Annotated in this window: 28 protein-coding genes; 9 read left to right on the top strand and 19 right to left on the bottom strand. The window is 44.5% G+C overall.

From position 1 onward, the window contains the following. Positions 1 to 89 precede the first annotated feature (89 nt). The 9 genes from RBB12_RS03145 to RBB12_RS03105 all read right to left on the bottom strand — a co-directional run bounded on the left by RBB12_RS03145 (position 90) and on the right by RBB12_RS03105 (position 6,952). Positions 90 to 335, bottom strand: coding sequence for a TIGR03643 family protein (locus tag RBB12_RS03145; protein ID WP_179383336.1), 246 nt, complete (start codon positions 333 to 335; stop codon positions 90 to 92). 35 nt (positions 336 to 370) lie between these two features. Continuing rightward, a complete protein-coding gene (locus tag RBB12_RS03140; RefSeq protein WP_179383335.1) occupies positions 371 to 700 on the bottom strand; it encodes an iron-sulfur cluster assembly protein in 330 nt (109 codons plus the stop codon). A 6-nt stretch (positions 701 to 706) separates the two neighbouring features. Continuing rightward, entirely contained in the window at positions 707 to 1,129 is a 423-nt protein-coding gene (locus RBB12_RS03135) for a SufE family protein (protein WP_306012757.1), read from the bottom strand. Positions 1,130 to 1,194: 65 nt separating this feature from the next. Then, the gene (locus RBB12_RS03130; RefSeq protein WP_306012756.1) at positions 1,195 to 2,421 is read right to left on the bottom strand and encodes an aminotransferase class V-fold PLP-dependent enzyme; all 1,227 of its coding nucleotides are present in this window, start codon (positions 2,419 to 2,421) and stop codon (positions 1,195 to 1,197) included. Positions 2,422 to 2,447: 26 nt separating this feature from the next. Continuing rightward, positions 2,448 to 3,764 carry a Fe-S cluster assembly protein SufD gene (gene sufD, locus RBB12_RS03125; protein WP_306012755.1) on the bottom strand — a complete coding sequence of 439 codons (1,317 nt, stop codon included), beginning with the start codon at positions 3,762 to 3,764 and terminating at the stop codon, positions 2,448 to 2,450. 116 nt (positions 3,765 to 3,880) lie between these two features. Then, positions 3,881 to 4,633, bottom strand: coding sequence for a Fe-S cluster assembly ATPase SufC (gene sufC / locus RBB12_RS03120; RefSeq protein WP_306012754.1), 753 nt, complete (start codon positions 4,631 to 4,633; stop codon positions 3,881 to 3,883). Positions 4,634 to 4,731: 98 nt separating this feature from the next. After that, entirely contained in the window at positions 4,732 to 6,177 is a 1,446-nt protein-coding gene (gene sufB / locus RBB12_RS03115) for a Fe-S cluster assembly protein SufB (RefSeq protein WP_306012753.1), read from the bottom strand. Positions 6,178 to 6,212: 35 nt separating this feature from the next. Then, complete coding sequence (locus tag RBB12_RS03110; protein ID WP_306012752.1) at positions 6,213 to 6,581, bottom strand: four helix bundle protein; 369 nt, start codon at positions 6,579 to 6,581, stop codon at positions 6,213 to 6,215. A 41-nt stretch (positions 6,582 to 6,622) separates the two neighbouring features. After that, positions 6,623 to 6,952: an iron-sulfur cluster assembly accessory protein gene (locus RBB12_RS03105; RefSeq protein WP_179383329.1), complete on the bottom strand. Its 330-nt coding sequence runs from the start codon at positions 6,950 to 6,952 to the stop codon at positions 6,623 to 6,625. Between the two features lie 247 nt (positions 6,953 to 7,199). Here RBB12_RS03105 and thiL point away from each other — a divergent pair, with 247 nt between their 5' ends. Continuing rightward, complete coding sequence (gene thiL, locus RBB12_RS03100) at positions 7,200 to 8,246, top strand: thiamine-phosphate kinase (RefSeq protein WP_293281638.1); 1,047 nt, start codon at positions 7,200 to 7,202, stop codon at positions 8,244 to 8,246. Between the two features lie 120 nt (positions 8,247 to 8,366). Here the strand turns inward: thiL and RBB12_RS03095 are convergent, their stop codons facing one another. Next, positions 8,367 to 8,621, bottom strand: a complete 255-nt coding sequence (locus RBB12_RS03095) for a hypothetical protein (RefSeq protein ID WP_179383327.1) — start codon at positions 8,619 to 8,621, stop codon at positions 8,367 to 8,369. A 241-nt stretch (positions 8,622 to 8,862) separates the two neighbouring features. Here RBB12_RS03095 and brnQ point away from each other — a divergent pair, with 241 nt between their 5' ends. Further along, on the top strand, positions 8,863 to 10,170 hold the full coding sequence (gene brnQ, locus RBB12_RS03090) for a branched-chain amino acid transport system II carrier protein (protein WP_306012751.1): 1,308 nt from the start codon (positions 8,863 to 8,865) through the stop codon (positions 10,168 to 10,170). Here the strand turns inward: brnQ and RBB12_RS03085 are convergent, their stop codons facing one another. The 4 genes from RBB12_RS03085 to RBB12_RS03070 all read right to left on the bottom strand — a co-directional run bounded on the left by RBB12_RS03085 (position 10,171) and on the right by RBB12_RS03070 (position 12,998). Further along, on the bottom strand, positions 10,171 to 10,776 hold the full coding sequence (locus RBB12_RS03085; RefSeq protein WP_306012750.1) for a trans-aconitate 2-methyltransferase: 606 nt from the start codon (positions 10,774 to 10,776) through the stop codon (positions 10,171 to 10,173). A gap of 17 nt (positions 10,777 to 10,793) precedes the next feature. After that, positions 10,794 to 11,423, bottom strand: a complete 630-nt coding sequence (locus tag RBB12_RS03080) for a cation transporter (RefSeq protein ID WP_306012749.1) — start codon at positions 11,421 to 11,423, stop codon at positions 10,794 to 10,796. Between the two features lie 63 nt (positions 11,424 to 11,486). Continuing rightward, on the bottom strand, positions 11,487 to 11,666 hold the full coding sequence (locus RBB12_RS03075; RefSeq protein WP_179383323.1) for a hypothetical protein: 180 nt from the start codon (positions 11,664 to 11,666) through the stop codon (positions 11,487 to 11,489). Between the two features lie 39 nt (positions 11,667 to 11,705). Further along, positions 11,706 to 12,998 (bottom strand): aminopeptidase P family protein, encoded by a 1,293-nt coding sequence (locus RBB12_RS03070; RefSeq protein WP_306012748.1) that lies wholly within the window; start codon positions 12,996 to 12,998, stop codon positions 11,706 to 11,708. Between the two features lie 79 nt (positions 12,999 to 13,077). On the opposite strand from RBB12_RS03070, the gene RBB12_RS03065 reads away from it, so the two are divergent. Both RBB12_RS03065 and RBB12_RS03060 read left to right on the top strand, forming a co-directional pair. Beyond that, entirely contained in the window at positions 13,078 to 13,467 is a 390-nt protein-coding gene (locus tag RBB12_RS03065) for a DUF2721 domain-containing protein (RefSeq protein WP_179383321.1), read from the top strand. 181 nt (positions 13,468 to 13,648) lie between these two features. Continuing rightward, positions 13,649 to 14,077, top strand: a complete 429-nt coding sequence (locus RBB12_RS03060) for a hypothetical protein (protein WP_306031000.1) — start codon at positions 13,649 to 13,651, stop codon at positions 14,075 to 14,077. 8 nt (positions 14,078 to 14,085) lie between these two features. Here RBB12_RS03060 and RBB12_RS03055 read toward each other — a convergent pair whose 3' ends face one another. After that, the gene (locus tag RBB12_RS03055; RefSeq protein WP_306012746.1) at positions 14,086 to 14,976 is read right to left on the bottom strand and encodes a RimK family alpha-L-glutamate ligase; all 891 of its coding nucleotides are present in this window, start codon (positions 14,974 to 14,976) and stop codon (positions 14,086 to 14,088) included. Positions 14,977 to 15,149: 173 nt separating this feature from the next. On the opposite strand from RBB12_RS03055, the gene RBB12_RS03050 reads away from it, so the two are divergent. From RBB12_RS03050 to RBB12_RS03035, 4 genes are all read left to right on the top strand, one after another. After that, a complete protein-coding gene (locus RBB12_RS03050; RefSeq protein WP_179383318.1) occupies positions 15,150 to 15,815 on the top strand; it encodes a succinate dehydrogenase cytochrome b subunit in 666 nt (221 codons plus the stop codon). A gap of 2 nt (positions 15,816 to 15,817) precedes the next feature. Continuing rightward, complete coding sequence (locus tag RBB12_RS03045) at positions 15,818 to 17,821, top strand: fumarate reductase/succinate dehydrogenase flavoprotein subunit (protein WP_306012745.1); 2,004 nt, start codon at positions 15,818 to 15,820, stop codon at positions 17,819 to 17,821. Between the two features lie 7 nt (positions 17,822 to 17,828). Beyond that, positions 17,829 to 18,575, top strand: coding sequence for a succinate dehydrogenase/fumarate reductase iron-sulfur subunit (locus RBB12_RS03040; RefSeq protein ID WP_306012744.1), 747 nt, complete (start codon positions 17,829 to 17,831; stop codon positions 18,573 to 18,575). A gap of 69 nt (positions 18,576 to 18,644) precedes the next feature. Further along, positions 18,645 to 19,133: a very short patch repair endonuclease gene (locus RBB12_RS03035; protein ID WP_306012934.1), complete on the top strand. Its 489-nt coding sequence runs from the start codon at positions 18,645 to 18,647 to the stop codon at positions 19,131 to 19,133. Here RBB12_RS03035 and RBB12_RS03030 read toward each other — a convergent pair. Further along, positions 19,108 to 19,812 (bottom strand): helix-turn-helix domain-containing protein, encoded by a 705-nt coding sequence (locus RBB12_RS03030; RefSeq protein ID WP_306012743.1) that lies wholly within the window; start codon positions 19,810 to 19,812, stop codon positions 19,108 to 19,110. The two genes, RBB12_RS03035 and RBB12_RS03030, sit on opposite strands and share 26 nt — an antisense overlap. Positions 19,813 to 19,952: 140 nt before the next feature. On the opposite strand from RBB12_RS03030, the gene RBB12_RS03025 reads away from it, so the two are divergent. After that, on the top strand, positions 19,953 to 20,273 hold the full coding sequence (locus tag RBB12_RS03025) for a hypothetical protein (RefSeq protein ID WP_179383314.1): 321 nt from the start codon (positions 19,953 to 19,955) through the stop codon (positions 20,271 to 20,273). Here RBB12_RS03025 and RBB12_RS03020 read toward each other — a convergent pair. From RBB12_RS03020 to RBB12_RS03010, 3 genes are all read right to left on the bottom strand, one after another. Further along, a complete protein-coding gene (locus RBB12_RS03020; protein WP_306012742.1) occupies positions 20,259 to 20,777 on the bottom strand; it encodes a GNAT family N-acetyltransferase in 519 nt (172 codons plus the stop codon). The genes RBB12_RS03025 and RBB12_RS03020 overlap by 15 nt on opposite strands. Before the next feature lie 323 nt (positions 20,778 to 21,100). Beyond that, a complete protein-coding gene (locus RBB12_RS03015) occupies positions 21,101 to 21,754 on the bottom strand; it encodes a CoA transferase subunit B (protein WP_179383312.1) in 654 nt (217 codons plus the stop codon). 50 nt (positions 21,755 to 21,804) lie between these two features. Then, entirely contained in the window at positions 21,805 to 22,506 is a 702-nt protein-coding gene (locus RBB12_RS03010; protein WP_179383311.1) for a CoA transferase subunit A, read from the bottom strand. Positions 22,507 to 22,528 lie beyond the last annotated feature (22 nt).

The following is a 22,528-nucleotide window of genomic DNA, read 5'->3' as shown; positions in this document are numbered from 1 at the left end:
CACGCTTCGACTACGCTCAGCGTCCGTGTGGTTTTTTGGTTTACAAGTATTATCCATTCAGTGCCAAAACCAATATGGCGTTGAATCCATTATAATTTTTGATTCTGTGATCGGAATCTATTGGCCGGTGAGGTTTTTTGGTGCTTTGTTTTTCTGCCTTTTACACGTTTGCGCCACAGTTCAAAAGAAGAACGCTTCAAATGGGTACGCATCACCTCGCGCACATCGTTCTCCTTTAAGCCAAACTGAAATTCGATGGCTTCAAAAGGAGTTCTGTCTTCCCAGGCCATTTCAATAATTCTATCAATTTCCCTAACCGTTAATTCCTCTGACATTATGATTTGTGATTTTGAAATTATTTCTTGACAGTTTACAATAATCCGAGCTCGAGTTTGGCCTCTTCGCTCATCAATTCCTGCGTCCAAGGTGGATCAAAGGTGATTTCCACTTCTACGTCTTTCAACACATCAATGGATTTAACTTTTTCCTCTACTTCCACGGGCAAGGTTTCGGCCACGGGACAGTTGGGCGAGGTAAGCGTCATCAAAATCTTTACTTCATAATCTTCATTCACGAACACGTCATAAATCAAACCCAGCTCGTAAATGTCCACTGGGATTTCAGGATCGTAGATGGTCTTGAGCACCTTTACAATTTTTTCGCCCAGTTCCTGTGTATCTATGGTAGTTTCTTCGCTCATTCTGTGTTATTTTAACTGTGTTTGATAAGCCACTGCGTACAATTTGAGCTGCTTGATCATACTCACCAATCCATTAGCTCGTGTCGGGGACAAATGTTCCTTTAGTCCGATTTCATCAATAAAATCCACATTGGCGTCGATAATGTCCTGTGGTTTTTGATGACTGAAAGCCCGAATCAGTATGGCAATGATGCCCTTGGTGATGATGGCATCGCTATCCGCCGTAAAAACCAATTTGTCGCCTTCCAATTCGGCGTGTACCCACACCTTGCTCTGACATCCTTTAATGATGTTGTCGTCGGTTTTATATTTTTCTTCTATCAACGGAAGTGACTTTCCAAGCTCGATCATGTATTCGTACCGCTGCATCCAGTCGTCGAACATGGAAAACTCGTCTACTATCTCTTCTTGTATTTCTTTTATGCTCATGCGATTATTTTGTTCAAAAGTACAACTCGGTGTACTGCAATTCAAGTTTTGCCGCAGTTCCAGGCCTACGACAACATATTTTTGGCGCGTTTCACCCCTTCCACTAGGCGGTCCACTTCTTCCTTGGTATTGTAAAAACTAAAACTGGCCCTTACCGTACCGGGAATCTTGTAAAAGTCCATGATGGGCTGCGCGCAGTGATGTCCAGTTCGGACGGCGATGCCCAGTTTGTCCACAATGGTACCGATATCATACGGGTGAATCCCTTTTATATTAAAAGAGATGACCGAAGTTTTGTTGGTCGCGGTGCCATAAATCTTCAGACCGTCAATAGTGAGCAATTGTTCCGTTGCATACTGCAATAATTCATGCTCATATTGGGCAATGGCCTCGAAACCGATTTGGTTCATATAGTCCAAAGCGGCCCCAAAAGCGATTCCACCGCAAATGTTGGGTGTTCCGGCTTCAAATTTATGGGGCAGGTCGGCATAGGTGGTCTTTTCAAAGGTTACCTCAGCAATCATCTCGCCACCTCCTTGGTAGGGCGGCAACTTTTTGAGCCATTCTTCTTTTCCATACAGCATTCCTACACCGGTAGGGCCACACATTTTGTGGGCAGATACCGTGTAAAAATCCACATCCAAGGCTTGCATATCAGCTTTGATGTGCGGTGCGGCCTGCGCTCCGTCAATCAAAACCGCGGCTCCTGCCTTGTGGGCGGCTTCAATAATTTCCTTTATGGGGTTGATGGTGCCCAACGCATTGGATACGTGGTTGCAGAACACCAACTTGGTCTTTTCTGACAATAGCTTGTGGTATTCTTCCATGACGAGTTCACCGTTCGTGTTCATGGGTATCACTTTCAAAATGGCACCCGTGCGTTCGCTTAGCATCTGCCAAGGGACAATGTTGGAATGGTGCTCCATGGCGGAAACCAATACCTCATCCCCTTTTTGCAAAAAAGATGTAAAACCATTGGCCACTAAGTTAATGGCATCGGTAGTCCCGGAAGTAAAAATGACCTCGTGTGCTTTAGCAATATTGAAATGCTTCTGGATTTTTTGACGGGCAGCTTCGTAGGCGTCAGTGGCTTCTTGCGACAAGGTGTGCACCCCACGATGAATATTGGCGTTGTACCCCTGATAGTAGTCAACGATCACATCGATTACCTGTTGTGGTGTCTGCGAGGTGGCCGCGTTGTCCAAATACACCAAGGGCTGTCCGTTCACCTTCCTATGAAGGATGGGAAAATCCTTTCTAATGGCGAGTATGTCCAGAGTCGTCTCTATCATTATAAGGTTGATGCTAAAAATTGAGCTTACAGGTCAAATCCCATACGCACTCCCAATTTATTGGCGATAATCTTATTGATTCGCGCCTTTAGTTCGGGAATTCGCACACTTTCCAATACGTTGTTGGCAAAAGCGTACATCAATAGTGCCTTGGCCTCTTTTTGGGGTATTCCCCTTGACCGTAGGTAAAACAATGCTTCTTCATCCAACTGGCCAATGGTACATCCATGGGAACATTTAACATCGTCCGCAAAAATCTCCAATTGTGGTTTGGAGTTGATGGTCGACTTATCGCTCAACAAAATATTGTTGTTCTGCTGAAAGGCATCCGTTTTTTGGGCGATTTTGTCCACAATGATCTTTCCATTGAACACCCCCGTAGAACTGTCCCCGAAAATTCCTTTGTAGTCTTGGTGGCTCTCACAATTAGGCTGTGCGTGGTGCACCAAGGTGTGATGGTCCACATGCTGTTTGTCGCCCAAAATGGTGACCCCTTTCAAAGTAGAGTCAATCCGCTCGCCATTCTGATAAAAGTTCAGGTTGTTGCGGATCAATTTACCTCCCAAAGAGAAGGTATGTACCCGCACTACACTACTGTCCTTTTGCGAAATATAGGTGTTGTCCACCAATGAAGCGGTGGGCTCATCATTCTGTACCTTGTAATAATCGATGATGGCGTCCTTTCCAGCAAAAATTTCGGTCACGGAGTTGGTGAACACCTCATTTCCCGTTAAACTTTGGTGCCTTTCAATAATCTGAACCTCTGCGTTGTCCTCTGCCACGATCAAATTACGCGGCTGCAACATCAAGGCTGGCTCTTTACCCGTAGCCAAATGTAGAATTTGGATGGGCTTTTTGGGCATTTTGTTCTTGGGGATATAAATGTATGCCCCTTCCTTACAAAAGGCAGTGTTCAAGGAGGTCAACGACTCATCCTTGGAGGCCGCTTTATTGAAATATACTTCAATGATGGGTTGATACATCGGCTTGCTGAATGCCGAACTCATCAAACAGACATCCACCCCGTCATGCGTTGTTTCTGATAGGTAAGAGCTGTACACCCCATCCACAAATACGATTTTATAGGTGTCAATCTCGTGCAGGAAATATTTTTTGACATCCTTGTACTCCAACGAGGTCTCGTGTTTTGGAAAGATGCTGAAATCAACTTTCTGCAATCCTTTCAACGAGGTGTATTTCCAAGCTTCCTCCTTTTTGGTGGGAAAGCCTTTGGTCTCAAAATTTTTGATGGCATGGGAACGCTCTTCGTGAACTGGATGATCTAAATCCATTCCGTCCTCAAAAGCAAAAAAAGAGGAGACTAATTTTTCCTTTAAATCCATTTGTTTTTAATTGTCATTTCTGCACTCCGTTATGGCTCAGCATAAACTCCAGCAGGAATCTAATTAATGATTTCTTTTCATTTGGGCTCCCATTTTCATGGGAATGATAAAACTGGTTATACCGCAGCTTCTTCTTTCAACCAATCGTAACCTTTCTCTTCCAACTCCAAGGCCAATTCCTTGGTTCCGGATTTCACTATTTTTCCATTATGCAATACATGTACAAAATCTGGCACGATGTATTCCAACAAACGTTGGTAATGAGTAATTACGATGATGGCGTTATCCTTACTGCGCAATTTGTTCACCCCATTGGCCACGATGCGAAGGGCATCAATATCAAGTCCGGAATCAGTTTCGTCCAAAATGGCCAATTTGGGCTCCATCATCGCCATTTGGAAAATCTCGTTACGCTTCTTTTCACCTCCAGAGAAGCCTTCGTTCAAGGAACGGGAAAGAAATTTCCTGTCGATTTCCAACATTTCGGACTTTTCACGAATCTTTTTCAGCATTTCGTTGGCCGGCATATCTTCCAAGCCTTGTGCTTTTCTGGATTCGTTGATAGCGGTCTTCATGAAGTTGGTCACCGATACCCCTGGGATTTCTACTGGATATTGGAAGGAAAGGAACACTCCTTTGTGCGCTCTTTCCTCTGGTGAAAGTTCTCCCAAATCTTCTCCTTCCAAGAGAATGGTTCCTTCACCCACCTCAAACTCTTCTTGACCTGCAATTACTTCGGCCAAGGTGCTTTTCCCAGAGCCGTTGGGGCCCATAATGGCGTGCACCTCTCCCGCATTTACTTTCAGGTCGATTCCCTTAAGGATTTCCTTGTCCTCTACGCTTGCATGTAAATTTTTTATTTCTAGCATGATTTCTCTTCTTCAAAAATTATGTTCTATCTTAAAATTTGTGATTTCGACTTCGTCAATAACCAAATCGGGTTTTGGGTGGTTGAGCGCAGTAGAAGCTACCCAACGGAGCCTTCCAAACTGATTTCCAATAGTTTTTGGGCTTCCACGGCAAATTCCATGGGAAGTTTGTTGAGCACTTCTTTACTAAATCCGTTTACGATCAACGCAATGGCCTTTTCGGTATCGATTCCCCTTTGGTTGCAATAGAAAATTTGGTCCTCACCAATTTTACTGGTCGTGGCCTCATGCTCAATCTGTGCCGTTTTGTTTTTGGCTTCAATATAGGGGAAGGTGTGCGCTCCGCAGCGATTGCCCATCAAAAGGGAATCACACTGAGAGAAGTTCCTGGCGTTTTCGGCACGGCTATTCACCTGTACCAATCCTCGATAGCTGTTTTGTGACTGGCCTGCGGAAATTCCTTTGGAGATTATGGTACTCTTGGTGTTTTTACCCAAGTGAACCATCTTGGTTCCTGTATCGGCCTGTTGAAAATTATTGGTTACCGCAATGGAATAGAACTCCCCAATGGAGTTGTCCCCTTTCAAAATGCAGGATGGATATTTCCAGGTTACGGCTGAACCGGTTTCTACCTGTGTCCAAGAAATCTTGGCGTTCTTTTCGCAAAGTCCACGTTTGGTCACAAAGTTGAAAACGCCCCCTTTACCTTCGTTGTTACCGGGGTACCAGTTTTGTACCGTGGAATATTTGATTTCTGCATTGTCCAGCGCAATGAGCTCAACCACTGCAGCGTGCAATTGGTTTTCGTCACGCATGGGTGCGGTACAACCTTCGAGATAACTCACATAACTGCCTTCTTCGGCAACCACCAAAGTTCGTTCGAACTGTCCTGTTCCCGCTTGATTGATACGGAAATAGGTGGAAAGCTCCATCGGGCACCTAACCCCTTTAGGGATATAGCAGAAGGACCCATCGGAGAATACCGCAGAGTTCAGGGCCGCATAAAAATTATCCTTTTTGGGCACCACAGTACCGAGATACTTCTTTACCAATTCCGGATGCTCTTGGATGGCCTCGGAAATCGAGCAGAAAATGATTCCTTTCTCGGCCAAGGTCTTTTTAAAGGTGGTGGCCACGGAAACGGAATCCATCACTATATCCACGGCAACCCCAGCCAGTTTCTTTTGTTCGTCCACGGAAATGCCCAACTTCTTGAAGGTCTCCAGCAATTCAGGGTCTACTTCGTCCAAGCTGTTGTACTTTGGCTTTTTATTCGGGGCGGAATAATATGAAATATCCTGAAAATCAGGTTTCTTGTATTTCACATTGGCCCATTCGGGCTCGTCCATTTCCTGCCATGCACGAAAGGCTTCCAATCGCCACTCCGTCATCCAATCGGGTTCCTCCTTCTTTTTGGAAATGGCAATCACAATGTCCTCGTTCAGCCCTTTGGGCAACGTATCCGATTCAATATCTGTGTAGAAACCATACTCGTATTCCTTGGTTTCCAGTTCTTTCTTTAATTCTTCCTCTGTATAAGCCATATCTTTTTTGAGTTAAGAGTTAAAAGTCAAAACAGTTAAAGTCCGCTTCGCTTTTTAACATACTTAATATAATTTGCAAGCTGTTTTGAGATATCAATCACTTGGTTTCTGTGCTCAATCAACTCATCAGCCCTAAAATATCCTATCTCCTCCAATAAGTTGAAAAGATTTCTGACTTCTCCCGCTGAACCTTTGGAGAAATAAAGGAACCTTATCAACTCTTTGTCTGTTTCCCGTTCAAATCCTTCCGAAATATTGTTGGAAATTGAAATGGTCGCTCTTCTCATTTGATCAACCATCGCAAAATCTTCTTTCAAAGGACTCTTCTTCAATAAATCATAAACTTTGGCGGTAAACTTTACCGTTTTTTTATAAACCTCCAAATCTTCAAAAGAGCTATACATTCAGATTAACTTTTTAACTTCTTAGCTCTTTAACTTACTTTTTACAATGAAAAACTTTCTCCGCATCCGCAGGTTCTTTGGGCATTGGGATTGTTGAATACAAAACCTTTACCGTTCAAACCTCCGGAATATTCCAATGTGGTGCCTACCAAATACAGAAAACTCTTTTTGTCCACAATGATTCTGACCTCATTATCTTCAAAAACCTTATCTGTATCCGCTGCGGATTTGTCAAATTTCAATTCATAAGACAATCCACTGCACCCTCCGCTCTTTACGCCAACACGCACAAAATCGGTGGTCGCATCAAAACCTTCCTCGGTCATGAGTGACACTACTTTATGCTTGGCAGATTCCGAAACCTTAATCATCTTACTTGTATTTAATCTAAATAGCCTACAAATATACTGTTTAAGAAGGGTTTTACCATAGCAACTAACATTATTATAACGTATGATTCGATAGGCGTTTCCTATGGAAATTACCATAGATTCATACCCTATGCCCATACATGGCGATTCCACAAGGCTTTTTCATGATTTTGACCTAGTTACGCCCAAAAAAATTAATGTTCCACCCTAAACCTAAATTTACGATAATCCTCATTATTTTTGCAAAATGCTAGAAGACAAGAATCAAGAACGAACTTCATTGGAAGAATTGGGCGAATTTGGCCTGATAGAACATCTTACCAAAAATTTTGAACTCCAACAGCCTTCCTCCATTATCGGGGTGGGCGACGATGCCGCCGTAATGGATTATAACGGCAAAAAAACCATTGTTACCACCGACATGCTGGTGGAAGGAGTCCATTTTGATTTGAGCTATATGCCCCTAAAGCATCTGGGCTACAAGTCGGTGATGGTGAACCTGTCGGACGTGTATGCCATGAATGCCATGGCCACCCAAGTCACGGTTTCTTTGGCAATCTCCAACAGATTTCCTTTGGAAGCACTTGAAGAGTTTTATGAAGGCGTTGCCTTGGCGTGCAAACTGTACCATGTTGATTTGGTAGGGGGAGATACCACTTCCTCCACACGGGGAATGATCATTAGTGTTACGGCGATCGGCGCGGCAGACGAGAATGACATTGTTTACCGTAAAGGGGCAAAGCCCAACGATTTGTTGGTGGTGACCGGGGATATTGGCGGTGCCTACCTCGGACTTCAGGTTTTGGAGCGGGAGAAAGAAGTTTTTAAGGTCAACCCCAACAGCCAGCCCGACCTTGAGCCTTATTCCTATATCGTGGAACGGCAATTAAAGCCAGAAGCCAGAAAAGATATTGTGGAACTGCTCAAAAAACTGGAAGTAAAACCTACCTCCATGATCGACATCAGCGATGGCCTTTCTTCGGAAGTCATCCATTTGTGCAAGCATAGCGATACAGGCTGTAATGTTTTTGAGGATAAAATCCCGTTAGATCCTACGGTAATTTCCGCTTCGGAAGAGTTTAAGATGGACAGTACCATGATTGCCTTGAGCGGCGGAGAGGATTACGAGTTGTTGTTTACCATTGACCAGGCAGATTTCCCAAAAATCAAGGGCAACCCCAATTTAACGGTTATCGGCCACATGACCGAAAAGAGCGAAGGCATCCATTTGGTGAGCAGGGCCAATACCAAGATTCCAATTACCGCACAGGGCTGGAACTCGTTCAACAAATAAAAAAATCCCGAAAATCAAGACTTCCCTACATCATGGCATTGGGGCACGCAACCATTAGCAGCAGGTAATAACTTAAGTTTTCGGGATAAGATTTGGGCCTTTTCCTAAATCAAAAAAGGGCTATGCCACTTGGTGCACCACCCTGTTTTTGCGTTTTCTGTACATATCTTCCAAAGTACTGTTGATCTCTTGCATTTGAGGTGTCAGTGCAGAGAGTTTGCCACTTACATCGGTAGTGACCTCTTTTTGGCAGTGGATGCATTTGTACTCTTTAATGTGTTGGGTCACCTTTTTGGAAACCACGTAATGATGGCCGAACAAACTGCAGAAGAAGGAGGTGAATTTGTTGCCATGTTGCATAGTAGTTGTTTTCATAAACTGGTGTTGTTTGGAGAAAAGCACTGGATTACGAAATGGGGCTTCGAAAAATGCTTAATTTGGTTCGTAGTTTAATGTTATAGAAATATGAGTTTAATACGTTTATTTTTATAGGAACGGATGTTGATAACTTTTTATTTCACCTTTATCTCGATAAAACATTTTTTTCGATGAAATACCATAAAATCGTTGAAAAGCTGTCTTTTTCCGCTCAAAAACACTTTTGTAAGATACCGTATTGAAAACAAATTATCAACAACCCATCAATAAAAAATCGTTAACGATTACGGCTTTTGCCCTTTTTTCCCTCTTTTTTGGCGCGGGCAACCTTGTTTTACCCCCACTTTTGGGGTTTAAGTCGGGTAATTTATGGTGGCTGGTCACCTTGGGGTTTTGCATTTCGGGGGTACTCATTCCTATTTTGGGCATTATAGCACACGCCAAACTGCAGGGCACCTTGTTCGATTTTGGCAAAAAGGTATCGCCCCGTTTCAGTATCATTTATTGCTACCTTATTTATACCATCGCCATTGCATTGCCATCACCCAGAACCGCTTCGGTAACGCACGAAATGGCCATTCAGCCTTTTTGGGGTGCTCCCTCTTGGCTAACGAGCCTGGTATATTTTCTGTTGGTGTTCGTGTTTGCCATCAATCGCAGTAAAATGCTGGATGCCTTGGGCAAATTATTGACGCCAGGAATCCTCATCATTTTGGTATTGATGATAGCCACGGCCGTATTTGGTTTTGATTTTGAAATGATCCCATCCGCGATGGACCGCCCATTTAGTTCGGGAATATTGGAAGGCTATCAAACCTTTGACGCCATAGGGGCCGTAGTGGTAGGCGCGGTAATCATCATTTCCATCAACCTGAAGGAAAAAACCGCTTCCTTCGAGGAAAAGCGAAGACTCATTGGCAGAGCGGGACTTTGGGCGGGCATCGGGCTGTTTTTGGTTTACGGGGGACTTATTCTGACGGGAGCCGTTTTTGAAAATACGTTTGATGCCGATATTTCTAGAACAACGCTTTTAAGGAGTATAAGTACGGCAACCTTGGGAAGCACCGCCAATCTTTTCCTGAGTATTTTGGTGAGTTTGGCCTGCTTCACCACCGCCGTTGGTATTGTAACGGGTACCTCAGATTTTATAAAAGGTCGGTTTAACGATTCCATCTGGGCCTACCGCATTACGGCCTTCTTAGGTTGTTTGCTTGGGGTGCTCATTGGTCAGTTTAATGTGGGGTACATCATTTTGGTGGCGGTTCCCTCGCTCATGTTCATCTATCCCATCACCATTGTGTTGATTTTGTTGAACGCCGCTCCTTCGGCCTGGAGTTCGACCAAGGTGTTTCGAAGGGTTGTTTTGGTCACGGCCATTTTTAGTGTTCCCGATTTTCTGGGTAGCTTGGGATGGGGAGAACAAATAGCTCCCTTTGTCGATTGGATTCCGCTAAGCGAACATCAAATGGGATGGGTTTTGCCCGCTCTGGTAGCTTTTGTTGTGGCAAACTTGATTTTTGGAAATAAACCAACAGTCCAGGAGTAATCACGCCCTTCTTTTAAAGCTACAAAAAAGAAAATGCTGCGTAGTGCCAAATGGCGTTTGATGGTTTTCTGTTTGACAACCCATTTTTTCAAACTTTTGGAAAGTAGCTTCCATTTGATCAGGGCTGTATTGCTTGATGGAAAGACCACTACATTTTTCAGGGCCATTTTCAGAAAAGGTACCGATAATCAAATGACCCTGTACCGATTCGTTCACTAAATCTAAATAGGATTGAATCTGTTCTGGCTCTGTCAAAAAATGAAAAGCAGCACGGTCATGCCACACATCGTAGTTTTCCTTTGGTTCAAATGAGATGATATCAGCCTCTATCCATGTTACCTTATTGGCGCGTTCGCCTAATCGTTTTTTGGCCCGTTCCAAGGCCTTACCTGAAATATCAAGTACGGTGATGTCTTCAAAACCTTCATCGAGCAGAAAATCGACCAACTTGCTGTCGCCTCCGCCCACGTCTATGATTTTTGAATTCTTTTTCAGGGACAGTGAATGGATAAGGTCCAACGAAATTTGTGGCACTTCTTGTGTCCAACTGACCTCCTCCGGCGTTTTGGTACCATAAACTCTTTCCCAATGTTCTTTTTTATTCAATATGTAATTTTTAAGGTTTAATCGCAAGCGCAATGTTTATTGCTCCTTGCCTTTTCAAAGCATTCCTTTCCTTCGGAAAAAGCAAAATAGGCCAAGCCCAAGGTGCCGATACTATCTATGTAAGGAATCTTAAAAAGCTCATAGATACCACTACTGACCAATAAAATGACCGACATGTACACACAAACCAAGGTACAGTTGGCATCGGCCAAAATAGGAGCTGAATTGAGTTGGCGCCCCACCTTTCGCTTCCACCAGACCAAAATCCACATCACCAGTATGGAAATGGTTGAAATGACAACACCCCAAAAAGTGGTCAAGGGTTTGTGGCCTGTCCAAATATTGTAAACACTGGATACCACCAATCCAACGACCAACAAATAAAATGCTACGCCAGTGATTCGAAGGGCGGTTCGTTCAAAATTATCACGGTTACTATCGGGGTTTCGTTGGATCCGCAGGATCATGTGGGCAATGCCCAATCCTGAAATGACCTCGATAAAACTATCCGTACCAAAACCAAAAAGCGCAAGACTTTCATCCTCAAACCCAAGATAGGTGGAGATAATCCCTTCTGCCACATTGTAAAAAATGGTAAAAAGGGCAAGCGCAAAGGCGGTTCGGTATAGTTTGTACTGATTCGACATATTCCGTTACATTAAGCCATTTGATGGAACATTTCTTTTTGGTGATGAACCAAACTGACTAACTTACTCCGAGTCTCGCTTCTTTTTATTGTAGTAATAAATGGCATACGCAATGCCAGCCAGCACCACAAAGGGAAGGTAACTCCCAATAACCACCCCGATTTCATAGGCACTATCCGGGGCTTCTTCCATCTTTTTTTCGATGGTCGATTGTTGCATCAACCACACTAGGCTCGTTCGCATACTTCTTTTGTCTCTCTAAATTCTAAAATCAGAATCTGACTATTTGTTCATCAATTCCTCGATTTCCTCGATTTCTATGGGGATGTTGCGCATCAAATTAAAGGGCTCTCCCTTTTCTTGAATAACCACATCATCTTCCAAACGGATTCCCATTCCCTCGGCAGGAATGTAAATACCGGGCTCCACCGTGAAGACCATATTGGCTTTCATCGGTTTTTTCAACTCGCCGTAATCGTGGGTGTTCAATCCGATGTGGTGACTGGTACCGTGCATAAAGTATTTTTTGTAGGCCGGCCAATCGGGATTTTCATTTTGCACATCGGCCTTGTCCAATAATCCAAGTCCTATCAGTTCGGAGGTCATGAGTTTTCCGACCTCCTTGTGATATTCGGCCCATAGCGTTCCGGGCACCAACATTTTAGTGGCTTCATCCTTTACACGAAGGACTGCGCTATACACTTCCTTCTGTCTGGCCGTAAATCTTCCGTTCACAGGAATGGTACGGGTCATGTCACTGGAATAGTTGGCGTATTCCGCGGCAAGGTCCATCAAGATCATATCGCCGTCCTTCACCTGTTTGTTGTTTTCCAAATAGTGGAGCACGTTCGCATTGTTGCCCGATGCAATGATGGGACTGTAGGCAAATCCTTTGGAGCGGTTCCGAATAAATTCGTGAAGATATTCGGCCTCAATTTCGTGTTCCCATACGCCAGGCTTCACAAATTCCAGCACTCTTCTAAACCCTTTTTCGGTAATGTCGCAGGCCCTTTGCATCAATTCGATTTCCTCTGGTTCCTTTACCCCGCGAATGTTCTGTAAAATGGGATTGCTTTTGGCCCATTGGTGGGCGGGGTATTCCTTTTTTACTTTTTCGATGAAGCGGTCTTCCCTTGTCTGGGTCTCTACTGCTTGGCGGTAATGTTCATTGGTGTTGAAGTAGATGGTATCCGCCTCCGTCATCAAATCAAAAAATATCTTGTCAAATTCGGTAAGCCAATAGACTGTTTCAATACCTGTAACCTCCGTTGCTTTTTCCTTGGTGAGTTTTGCTCCTTCCCAAACGGCAATATGGTCGTTGGTTTCCCGCACAAACAGAATTTCCCTGTGCTTGGCATCCATGGCGTCGGGAAACAGTAGCAAGATCGTTTCCTCTTGATCAGCACCGCTCAGATAAAAAAGGTCCCGGTCCTGTTCAAAAGGCAAGGTGCTATCCGCACCAATGGGATAAATATCGTTGGAATTGAACACCGCAATGCTCTTGGGCCGCATTTGTGCCACGAATTTTTTACGGTTCTTTATAAAAAGGTTGCTGTCTATCTGAGTGTATTTCATAGTTGTGATTTGATTTGCTCAAATGTAGGTAATTGCGTTACCGAAGACAAATCCTTACCTTCCCAATCAAATTGAAAAAATGGAGCTCAACCTAAGTATTCCCGCACTGCTTTTTCCTGCCATTTCGTTGACCATGTTGGCTTACAACGCCCGTTACTTGGCCATTGCGGCATTGATCCGCCAGTTGCACAAGCAGTTTGAGGAAACTTCGGCGCCACCTCTAAAACAACAGATCAACCAATTGCGGACGCGATTGGGCATCATCAAGAACATGCAGGCCACTGCCATCGTCAGTTTTTTGTTGGCCGCCGTTACCATGTTCTTGATCTATGTGGAAATGCGGGTCTGGGCCAATGTAATTTTTGGCATCAGTCTGGTTTTTTTGATGATTTCTTTGATCCTTTCCCTTCTAGAAGTACAACTTTCCACTAAAGCCTTGGGGATTCAGCTCAAAAACATGGAGAAATAATACGGGATTCCAACCAGATGTGTAGGAATTTTACGTATTTCATTTCTCCCAAAATAGCATCCGTCAATTGAAAAGGCCCATACGTCAATTCGGAAGGTGCATCGGTCAATCGGTGCCCAAAAATACCTTTAGCCCCATGTACCTTTGATCCATCATTATAGATGTATCAGAGTAAACAGTTATGCAAAAGGTAAGGGATTTGGCAATTTTTAAAAAAATAAAGGAGGTCCGGGAGTACGAATTCGGTGTCTTCTACTTTTTTGATGGATTGGTCATCTCCGAAATGAGCGAAGGTGCCACTTTCGATTGGGACAAGGCCGAAAAAATAATCAGCGTGGCCTACGAAATTTTAGGAAAGGATAAACCTGTGGCTTATATCAGCAACCGAATCAACGATTATTCCGTGGTGCCAACGGACTGGCTCAAGTTCTACAAAAACCGACATCATCTGGAATTCTACTCCATTGTGGCTTATAACAAAAGTGGTTTGGCCAGTGTTATTTTGGAAAAGATGTTCTTCAGAAACAAAATAAGGCAGTTTTCCGATTTGGAAGATGCCGTACAATGGAGCTTGGCCAAGGTCAGTGAAAAAATGAACATGTCGGCCTGAATCTAAAATTATTTGCGACTGTTTCTTCCGTGCTTTTCCACATAACGCACAATGTGCTTGGCCACGTTGATACCCGTGGCGGCCTCTATGCCTTGAAGACCCGGAGACGCGTTTACCTCAATCAATAAAGGGCCATTTTTTGATCGGATCAAATCCACACCTGCTACGCCCAATCCCAAGTGTTTGGTTGCATTAATGGCTATGAACTTTTCGCGTGGTGTTAGTTGTACGGCTTCCACTGCGGCTCCTCGGTGCACATTGGACCTAAAGTCGTCCAAGCCGCTGGTACGTTTCATGCTGGCGACAATTTTTTTGCCCACAACAATAATCCGAAGGTCTTCCCCATTGGCCTCGGCAATATATTCTTGGAGTAAAATACTCGTGTTCATGTTGTAGAGGGTATCGATTACCGATTTTGCCGACTTTTTGCTTTCCGCCAGAATCACACCCTTGCCTTGGGTGCCCTCTTGCAGTTTTATAATGACCGGCGCTCCGCCCAAAAGCTCAATTTGATCCTCTACATTGTAGGGATTGATGGAAAACACCGTTTTGGGGACAGGAATGCCTTTTTGGGACATCATCTGTAGGGTAGCGACTTTGTTCCGTGCTCGGGTGATGCCCAATGATTTGGCGGTGGTGAACACATGGTTCAGCTCAAACTGCTTTACGATAGCCGATCCGTGCCGAGTTACCGTAGTCCCGATTCGTGGAACAATGGCATCAAACTCGTCGGTGATGTTCTCCGTTCCCATATAAATCTCGGGACGGTCCCCGCCCAACTGCACCGAACATTTGGTATGGTCCACGTGTTCCACATAATGCCCGGCCCGCTCAAATTCCTCAGCAATCCTAGCCGTGGAATACACGTTAAGGCTTACGGATAAAATGGCAACATCCATGTTTCTTTGTTTGATTTTGGATTCATTGGTAATATCGGTCAAATTTCCGGGATGGCGATATCGAGGGTTTAAATCCCATTAGCTTAAAATGAATCTAAATAACCTGCTTTACGATGTTGAAAGCTTGTTAAAAACTCCTTCGTGCCGTAAATTTGTGTAAAAACTGACTTCTAATGAGTTTGATAAAATCTTCGTTGGCCCGAAAGTACGTAATGGCTCTATCGGGTCTTTTTTTGGTTGTTTTTCTCACGCAACATCTTACCATCAACATTACTTCGGTCATTGACCCGGAAACCTTTAACTCCTGGTCCCATTTTATGGGCTACAATCCATTGGTGCAATTTGTACTTCAACCCATCTTGATTGCTGGGGTAATCATCCACTTTGTGATGGGCTTTGTGTTGGAAATCCAGAACAGAAAAGCTAGGGATGTGGGCTATGTAAAGTATAATGGCGCTGCCAATGCACCATGGGCTTCCCGTAACATGATTTACTCAGGTTTGGTGGTATTGGCCTTTCTGGCGTTGCACTTCTACGATTTTTGGGTGCACGAGATGGCTTACAAGTACATCGAGGCCAACCCACAGGACCCAACGCGTTACTACGCCGAAACCGTTGAAAAGTTCGCTCCAGTTTGGAGAACCGTGCTTTATGCGGTATCCTTTGTGCTGCTGGCCCTTCATTTATGGCATGGCTTCGCCTCCTCTTTCCAATCCATGGGTGTAAACAACAAGTACACTGCTGGATTTAAAAAATTTGCTAAAATATTCGCGGTCGTGGTACCCTTGGCCTTTGCATTCATCGCCGTTTACCACCACCTTAACCCAATAACACATTAAGTATGGGCATATTGAATTCCAAAGTTCCATCTGGACCCTTAGCGGACAAATGGACCAAGCATAAAAATGAAATTGACCTAGTCAACCCCGCCAACAAGCGAAACATTGATATTATTGTCGTTGGTACTGGATTGGCCGGGGGCTCCGCTGCAGCCACTTTGGCAGAGCTGGGCTACAATGTAAAAACTTTCTGTTATCAAGATTCTCCTAGAAGGGCGCACTCCATTGCGGCCCAAGGAGGCGTGAACGCAGCCAAGAACTATCAAGGGGATGGCGACAGTGTTTACCGTCTTTTCTACGATACCATCAAAGGAGGTGACTACCGTTCTAGGGAAGCCAACGTGTACCGATTAGCGGAAGTATCCACCAATATTATTGACCAATGTGTTGCCCAAGGAGTCCCTTTTGCAAGGGAATATGGGGGATTATTGGACAACCGTTCCTTTGGAGGGGTTTTGGTTTCCAGGACCTTCTACGCCAAAGGGCAAACCGGTCAACAGTTATTGTTGGGTGCCTACGCCGCCATGAACCGTCAAATCCAACGAGGCAAAATCAAATCGTACACGCGTCATGAGATGTTGGACTTGGTTTTGGTCGATGGTAAGGCCCGGGGTATTATTGCCAGAAACTTGGTGACCGGTGAAATCGAAAGACATTCTGCGCATGCCGTTGTCATCGCTTCCGGAGGATATGGAAACTTGTTTTACCTTTCCACCTATTGTATGGGCGCCAACGTAATGGCTGCCTGGAGAACACACAAGAAAGGTGCTTTCTTCGCCAACCCATGTTACACACAAATCCACCCGACCTGTATTCCGGTTTCGGGAGACCATCAATCCAAATTGACCTTGATGTCCGAATCACTGCGAAACGACGGTCGTATTTGGGTGCCCAAAAAATTGGAAGATGCCCAAGCCATTCGCGAGGGTCGTTTGAAGCCTACCGAATTGGCGGAAGAGGATAGGGATTACTATTTGGAAAGACGTTATCCTGCCTTCGGTAACTTGGTGCCACGGGACGTTGCCTCAAGAGCTGCCAAGGAACGATGCGATGCTGGATTCGGCGTGAACAAAACTGGCGAGGCCGTATACCTCGATTTTGATTCGGCCATAATGCGTTATGGAAGGGAAAAAGCAATGACCTCTGGAATGAAGGATGCAGACGACAAAACCATTCGCGAGCTCGGTGAAAAAATAGTCGAGGCGAAATATGGTAACCTCTTCCAGATGTACGAAAAGATTGTGGACGAAAACCCATACAAAACCCCTATGAAGATCTATCCAGCGGTGCACTACACCATGGGAGGTCTTTGGGTGGATTACAACCTGCAAACCACCATTCCTGGGTGTTATGCCGCAGGAGAGGCCAACTTTAGCGACCACGGTGCCAACCGTTTGGGGGCATCGGCCTTGATGCAAGGTCTTGCCGATGGATATTTCGTGCTTCCATACACCATCGGGGATTATTTGTCCAACGATATTAGAACTGGACCCATTCCTACCGACTCTCCTGAATTTGATGCCGCAGAAAACGATGTTCGTGAGCGTATCAAAAAATTGATGTCAGGTAGCGGTATTCACACGGTGGATTATTACCACAAGAAATTGGGTAAAATCATGTGGAACAAATGTGGGATGTCCCGAAACGAAAAAGAGCTCAAGGAAGCCATTGAAGAAATCGCCGCCTTGCGCAAGGATTTCTGGGAAAACGTAAAAGTTCCCGGAACACCGGATTCCAAGAACCAAGAATTGGAAAAAGCAGGTCGTGTGGCCGATTTCTTGGAACTGGGCGAGTTGTTCGCGAAGGATGCCCTGCATAGAAATGAATCCTGTGGAGGACATTTCCGCGAAGAGTATCAAACTGAAGAAGGCGAGGCCCTTCGTGATGACGAAAACTTTAAATATGTGGCCGCTTGGGAGTACGCAGGCGAGCCCAAAGATGCCAAATTGCACAAAGAAGATTTGGAATACGAGAATATCAAAGTAAAGACACGTTCATATAAATAAAATTGCTATGAAATTATATTTAAAAATATGGCGTCAAAAAGATGCGAAGTCCAAAGGAGCGATGGTCGACTACACTCTTGATGGGGTAGAAAAGGACATGTCCTTTTTGGAGATGTTGGATATTTTAAACGAGGATTTGATCGCCAAGGGTGAAGAGCCTGTGGAATTCGACCACGATTGCCGTGAAGGTATCTGTGGTACTTGTTCGTTGATGATCAACGGACGTCCGCACGGTCCAGATTCATTGATTACGGCCTGTCAGCTGCACATGCGAAGTTTTAATGATGGTGACGAAATCGTAATTGAACCTTGGAGGGCCAAAGCATTTCCTGTGATCAAGGATTTGATTACGGATCGTAGTGCTTTTGACCGCATCCAACAGGCTGGTGGATACATTTCCGTAAACACTTCGGGACGACCAGTGGATGCCAACGCCATTCCTATTGAAAAGGAGCATGCCGATGATTCCTTTAATGCCGCTACTTGTATTGGTTGTGGGGCCTGCGTGGCCGCTTGTAAAAATGCGAGTGCCATGCTGTTTACCTCAGCTAAAGTATCGCAGTTTGCCCTTTTGCCACAGGGACAGGTAGAAGCTGCGGAGCGCGTTCAGAACATGGTGCGTCAAATGGATTTGGAAGGATTCGGAAACTGTACCAATACTGGTGCCTGCGAAGTAGAGTGCCCTAAAGGTATTTCTTTGGAGAACATTGCCCGTATGAACCGCGAATACTTATCCGCTACGTTGAAAGGATAAATCGTATCATATTTTATTATAGAGAACCCAAATTCCAAAAGGAGTTTGGGTTTTTTGTTATATTATGGTATGTCCAAAGAGTATCCCAAAGAACGCATTAAAGTACCCCGTTTCAACGAGGAATCAGGTTTTTACACCACTCCTCAGCGCTCCAAGATTATGGGAAAAATTCGTGGTAAAAACACCAAACCAGAACTTGCCTTTAGGAAGGCGTTGTGGCAATCGGGCTATCGATACCGCATCGATTATAAAAAGCTTATCGGTAAGCCAGATATTGCCCTTAAAAAGTATAAAACCGTCATTTTTATAGATGGGGAATACTGGCACGGCCATAATTGGGAGGAGCGCAGGGAGAAAATCAAAACGAATCGGGAGTTCTGGATTCCAAAAATCGAGCGGAACATGCAGCGTGATCAAGAGGTAAATCAAGCCTTAAAAGAAAAGGGTTACACGGTGTTTCGGTTTTGGGAAACGGAAGTAAAGAAAAACTTGGAAGATTGCCTCGAAGAGGTGCTTACCCACCTTAATCAAGTCAAAGCTGCTTTTTCACAATCCTGAACACCTGCAACACATCGTCCAACGGCAACTCAAAATCCTGAAATTCCGGCGAAGTGTTTAGGTTATGGCACAGCAAGGCCCTTTTGTCCTTGTTATACCCTGTAAGCCGCTTACAGATAATCCGGTCCACACAAACAAGTATGTAAGATTCGTTCCAAAAGGTCTCCTTGTTGCGGGCCAAGGACTCTTTTTTAACTTCCAATCCAAGGACATACGACTTGTTGGGAATGGATGCAGCGCTGGAGTCGTTCATGGAGTCGCCGGAGACTTCAAAAATACGATGGGGCTCCTCGGTCAAGAAATCAATGATAAACCCTCCTTGGAATGGGTTGGTGAATTTGTCCGTCTTTAATGATTTGATATACTTTTGATGCCACTCCACCAGCACCAAAGGAGCCATTACCAAATATTTTCCATGCTCCAAGGGGTAGAATACACTGCCATGTTTGGTAAACGGTTGGCGCCTGGTATAGGCCTCTCCCATATCGTTCACCTCGTGCATGTAGAGCTCGGCGATGGTAAGACCAAAATATTCGGCGATCTTGGTCAAATTTTTTATGGGAATGTTGGCATCCTTTCTTTCGTAGAGCTGAATCGTGCGTAAACTCACGCCAATTTCCTCACCCAATTGCGATTGACTAATATTATTTTTTCGTCTTAATTGCTTAATTATATACATTTATTTCTATATTGTGTAATATTGTTACGCAATAAGCGCTCAACGCAGCAATTTCTCTAGTTTTCTGTAATTGGGTTACAGGCCAAATATAGAAAATAGGATTTGACCCCAACATATAATTATTTAAACTCGAATTATATATGGGTTCCATTAAAGGCCTAGGGCCATTTCTAGAAAAAGATTCCATTTTTACGGAAGAGGATTACGGAAAACCGATCAGCGAGCGACTGTCCCAAGTGCTCCGCCGTAATGCCACCAAAAACGATTTTGCCAATATTGCCATTCAGAGCAATGTAAGCTTTTCAACCATTCGGGATGTGGTGTACCGAACCAACAGCTTGACCAAAGTGAACGCCATGGCGATTTCCTTGCTCATCCATGCGGCTTTTGAAAATTCCTTTGCCTACAAATTGCAGGCCGAAGGGGACATTATGTTCTTGAGCAACTTACTTAAGGTCTAGTCGAAGGAGCCAATCGGTCTGCTTGTCCTTTCCGATGTAATAGGGATGCTCACCAAATTTGACAAACCCATGGCGTTTGTAAAAAGCTATGGCCTTTGGATTATGCTCCCAAACCCCTAGCCAAATGAATTCCTTATGGAATTTTTTTGCAATGGACTTGATTTCATTTAACATCCAGGCACCAATTTGCATGCCTTGATATTCCCGGGCCACGTAAACACGCTCTATTTCCATCGCTCGCGGATGATCCACGTCCGTTTGTGCGGAAGCTACATTGAGTTTCATATAGGCTACCCGCTTGGATGAGTTGTGTACAAAATAAAAATGGGTGTAGATATTGGACAATTCCTTGGCAAGTTTCCGGGGGTGGAAGGCTTCTTGTAGATATGTCTTAAAGTCCTCTGGACTATTGTCTTTTTCAAATGCTTCGGCAAAGGTAGTTTTGGACATTTCCACCAGATCATCCAGATCGGTCAAGGTACATTTGCGAAGCGATAGGTGCATAGGGTTGGTTTTGCCTAAAATTATCGCAAAAAAAAGAGCCGAACAATACGTTGGCTCCATATTTTTCAGGGGGATTTAAACTGGTTGACCTAAAGCATGAACAGCTTTTTGATCAAAAGCATAAAACCTGTGAAAAAATCGTTTCTGTAAACTTGAACATTCTCGTTCATCGTAGTGTTAGATTTTAGTGCCATGGTTCAATCGGTTTGTGGTTAATTTGGGTAACAATTTCGCTATAACCAAATATATAATCGTTGAATGGCAATATAAAACTATTGTTGTGTAATGGCAATATTATGTTGTATAAATTAAGCCGTTTAGTATCAAATTTGCATTTCTGGAATTTCACCCTCCACGACCAATTTACCTTCGGTAGCTGCTTGAATTTCTTCAATGGAAACTCCCGGTGCCCGCTCCAATAGTTTAAAGCCCTCCGGTGTTACCTCCAACACGGCCAGATTGGTCACTATTTTGGTTACGCAACCGACCCCTGTCAAGGGCAAAGTGCACCTTTTCAACAATTTGGATTCTCCCGCTCTGTTGGTATGCATCATGGCCACGATAATGTTTTCTGCCGAGGCTACCAAGTCCATGGCACCTCCCATGCCCTTGACCATCTTCCCGGGAATCTTCCAGTTGGCGATATCACCGTTTTCCGCTACTTCCATGGCCCCTAAAATGGTGAGGTGGACATGTTGCCCTCGAATCATGCCAAAACTCAAGGCGGAGTCAAAAAAGGACGCTCCCGGCAAGGTGGTTATGGTCTGTTTTCCGGCATTGATAATATCGGCATCTTCCTCTCCTTCAAACGGGAATGGACCCATGCCCAATACCCCATTCTCACTTTGGAACTCTACACTGATGTCGTCCCTGACAAAATTGGCCACCAAGGTGGGTATTCCGATACCGAGGTTGACGTAGTAACCGTCCTTGACTTCTTTTGCAATTCGTTTTGCTATTCCGTTTTTATCTAACATATTATTTTCTTTTGTAAAACACCCCTAAAGTCCTCTCAAAGGGACAATTGCTATTTCCTTTCACGGACGGTTCGCTGCTCAATGCGTTTCTCATAGTTTTTACCTTGGAAGATACGCTGCACAAATATTCCGGGAATATGGATCTGGTTGGGGTCCAAGCTCCCCGCGGGCAGCAGTTCTTCCACCTCAGCCACGGTAATGGTCGCTGCGCCACACATGCACGGGTTAAAGTTCCTTGCTGTTCCCTTAAAAATCAGGTTTCCGGCTTCATCGCCCTTCCAAGCTTTCACAAAGGCAAAATCCGCCTTGAAGGCAGGTTCAAGTACATACATTTTTCCATCGAACTCCCTTGTCTCTTTGCCCTCGGCCACTTCGGTACCGTAGCCTGCAGGAGTGTAAAAAGCAGGGAAACCCGCTTGGGCGGCCCTACATTTTTCGGCCAAGGTCCCCTGTGGAGTCAGTTCCACTTCCAGTTCACCGCTCAACATTTGTCGTTCAAACTCATCATTCTCGCCCACATAGGATGATATCATTTTTTTGATCTGACGCTTTTGCAACAAGAGTCCAAGGCCAAAATCATCCACTCCTGCGTTGTTGGAGATGCAGGTGATATCCTTGATGCCCAAACGGACCAATTCGTCAATGGCATTTTCCGGTATTCCACATAGGCCAAATCCCCCCAGCATGAAGGTCATTCCATCTTCTACCCCCTTCAAAGCCTCAGAAACGTTGGCAACTGTTTTATTGATCATAGAATTCGTATTTATTTGCCCT

It is taken from the genome of Allomuricauda sp. MMSF_3307, from assembly GCF_030733585.1.
Classification (GTDB): domain Bacteria; phylum Bacteroidota; class Bacteroidia; order Flavobacteriales; family Flavobacteriaceae; genus Flagellimonas.
The sequence above is the reverse complement of the archived record's forward strand: the minus strand, read 5'-3'. Positions and strand labels throughout refer to the sequence as shown.

Bases quoted from the DNA above. Each gene is read 5' to 3' on its own strand.
- RBB12_RS03145 (WP_179383336.1), bottom strand. From the start codon at position 335: ATGTCAGAGGAATTAACGGTTAGGGAAATTGATAGAATTATTGAAATG.
- RBB12_RS03140 (WP_179383335.1), bottom strand. From the start codon at position 700: ATGAGCGAAGAAACTACCATAGATACACAGGAACTGGGCGAAAAAATT.
- RBB12_RS03135 (WP_306012757.1), bottom strand. From the start codon at position 1,129: ATGAGCATAAAAGAAATACAAGAAGAGATAGTAGACGAGTTTTCCATG.
- RBB12_RS03130 (WP_306012756.1), bottom strand. From the start codon at position 2,421: ATGATAGAGACGACTCTGGACATACTCGCCATTAGAAAGGATTTTCCC.
- sufD (WP_306012755.1), bottom strand. From the start codon at position 3,764: ATGGATTTAAAGGAAAAATTAGTCTCCTCTTTTTTTGCTTTTGAGGAC.
- sufC (WP_306012754.1), bottom strand. From the start codon at position 4,633: ATGCTAGAAATAAAAAATTTACATGCAAGCGTAGAGGACAAGGAAATC.
- sufB (WP_306012753.1), bottom strand. From the start codon at position 6,177: ATGGCTTATACAGAGGAAGAATTAAAGAAAGAACTGGAAACCAAGGAA.
- RBB12_RS03110 (WP_306012752.1), bottom strand. From the start codon at position 6,581: ATGTATAGCTCTTTTGAAGATTTGGAGGTTTATAAAAAAACGGTAAAG.
- RBB12_RS03105 (WP_179383329.1), bottom strand. From the start codon at position 6,952: ATGATTAAGGTTTCGGAATCTGCCAAGCATAAAGTAGTGTCACTCATG.
- thiL (WP_293281638.1), top strand. From the start codon at position 7,200: ATGCTAGAAGACAAGAATCAAGAACGAACTTCATTGGAAGAATTGGGC.
- RBB12_RS03095 (WP_179383327.1), bottom strand. From the start codon at position 8,621: ATGAAAACAACTACTATGCAACATGGCAACAAATTCACCTCCTTCTTC.
- RBB12_RS03080 (WP_306012749.1), bottom strand. From the start codon at position 11,423: ATGTCGAATCAGTACAAACTATACCGAACCGCCTTTGCGCTTGCCCTT.
- RBB12_RS03075 (WP_179383323.1), bottom strand. From the start codon at position 11,666: ATGCGAACGAGCCTAGTGTGGTTGATGCAACAATCGACCATCGAAAAA.
- RBB12_RS03070 (WP_306012748.1), bottom strand. From the start codon at position 12,998: ATGAAATACACTCAGATAGACAGCAACCTTTTTATAAAGAACCGTAAA.
- RBB12_RS03065 (WP_179383321.1), top strand. From the start codon at position 13,078: ATGGAGCTCAACCTAAGTATTCCCGCACTGCTTTTTCCTGCCATTTCG.
- RBB12_RS03060 (WP_306031000.1), top strand. From the start codon at position 13,649: ATGCAAAAGGTAAGGGATTTGGCAATTTTTAAAAAAATAAAGGAGGTC.
- RBB12_RS03055 (WP_306012746.1), bottom strand. From the start codon at position 14,976: ATGGATGTTGCCATTTTATCCGTAAGCCTTAACGTGTATTCCACGGCT.
- RBB12_RS03050 (WP_179383318.1), top strand. From the start codon at position 15,150: ATGAGTTTGATAAAATCTTCGTTGGCCCGAAAGTACGTAATGGCTCTA.
- RBB12_RS03045 (WP_306012745.1), top strand. From the start codon at position 15,818: ATGGGCATATTGAATTCCAAAGTTCCATCTGGACCCTTAGCGGACAAA.
- RBB12_RS03040 (WP_306012744.1), top strand. From the start codon at position 17,829: ATGAAATTATATTTAAAAATATGGCGTCAAAAAGATGCGAAGTCCAAA.
- RBB12_RS03035 (WP_306012934.1), top strand. From the start codon at position 18,645: ATGTCCAAAGAGTATCCCAAAGAACGCATTAAAGTACCCCGTTTCAAC.
- RBB12_RS03030 (WP_306012743.1), bottom strand. From the start codon at position 19,812: ATGTATATAATTAAGCAATTAAGACGAAAAAATAATATTAGTCAATCG.
- RBB12_RS03025 (WP_179383314.1), top strand. From the start codon at position 19,953: ATGGGTTCCATTAAAGGCCTAGGGCCATTTCTAGAAAAAGATTCCATT.
- RBB12_RS03020 (WP_306012742.1), bottom strand. From the start codon at position 20,777: ATGCACCTATCGCTTCGCAAATGTACCTTGACCGATCTGGATGATCTG.
- RBB12_RS03015 (WP_179383312.1), bottom strand. From the start codon at position 21,754: ATGTTAGATAAAAACGGAATAGCAAAACGAATTGCAAAAGAAGTCAAG.
- RBB12_RS03010 (WP_179383311.1), bottom strand. From the start codon at position 22,506: ATGATCAATAAAACAGTTGCCAACGTTTCTGAGGCTTTGAAGGGGGTA.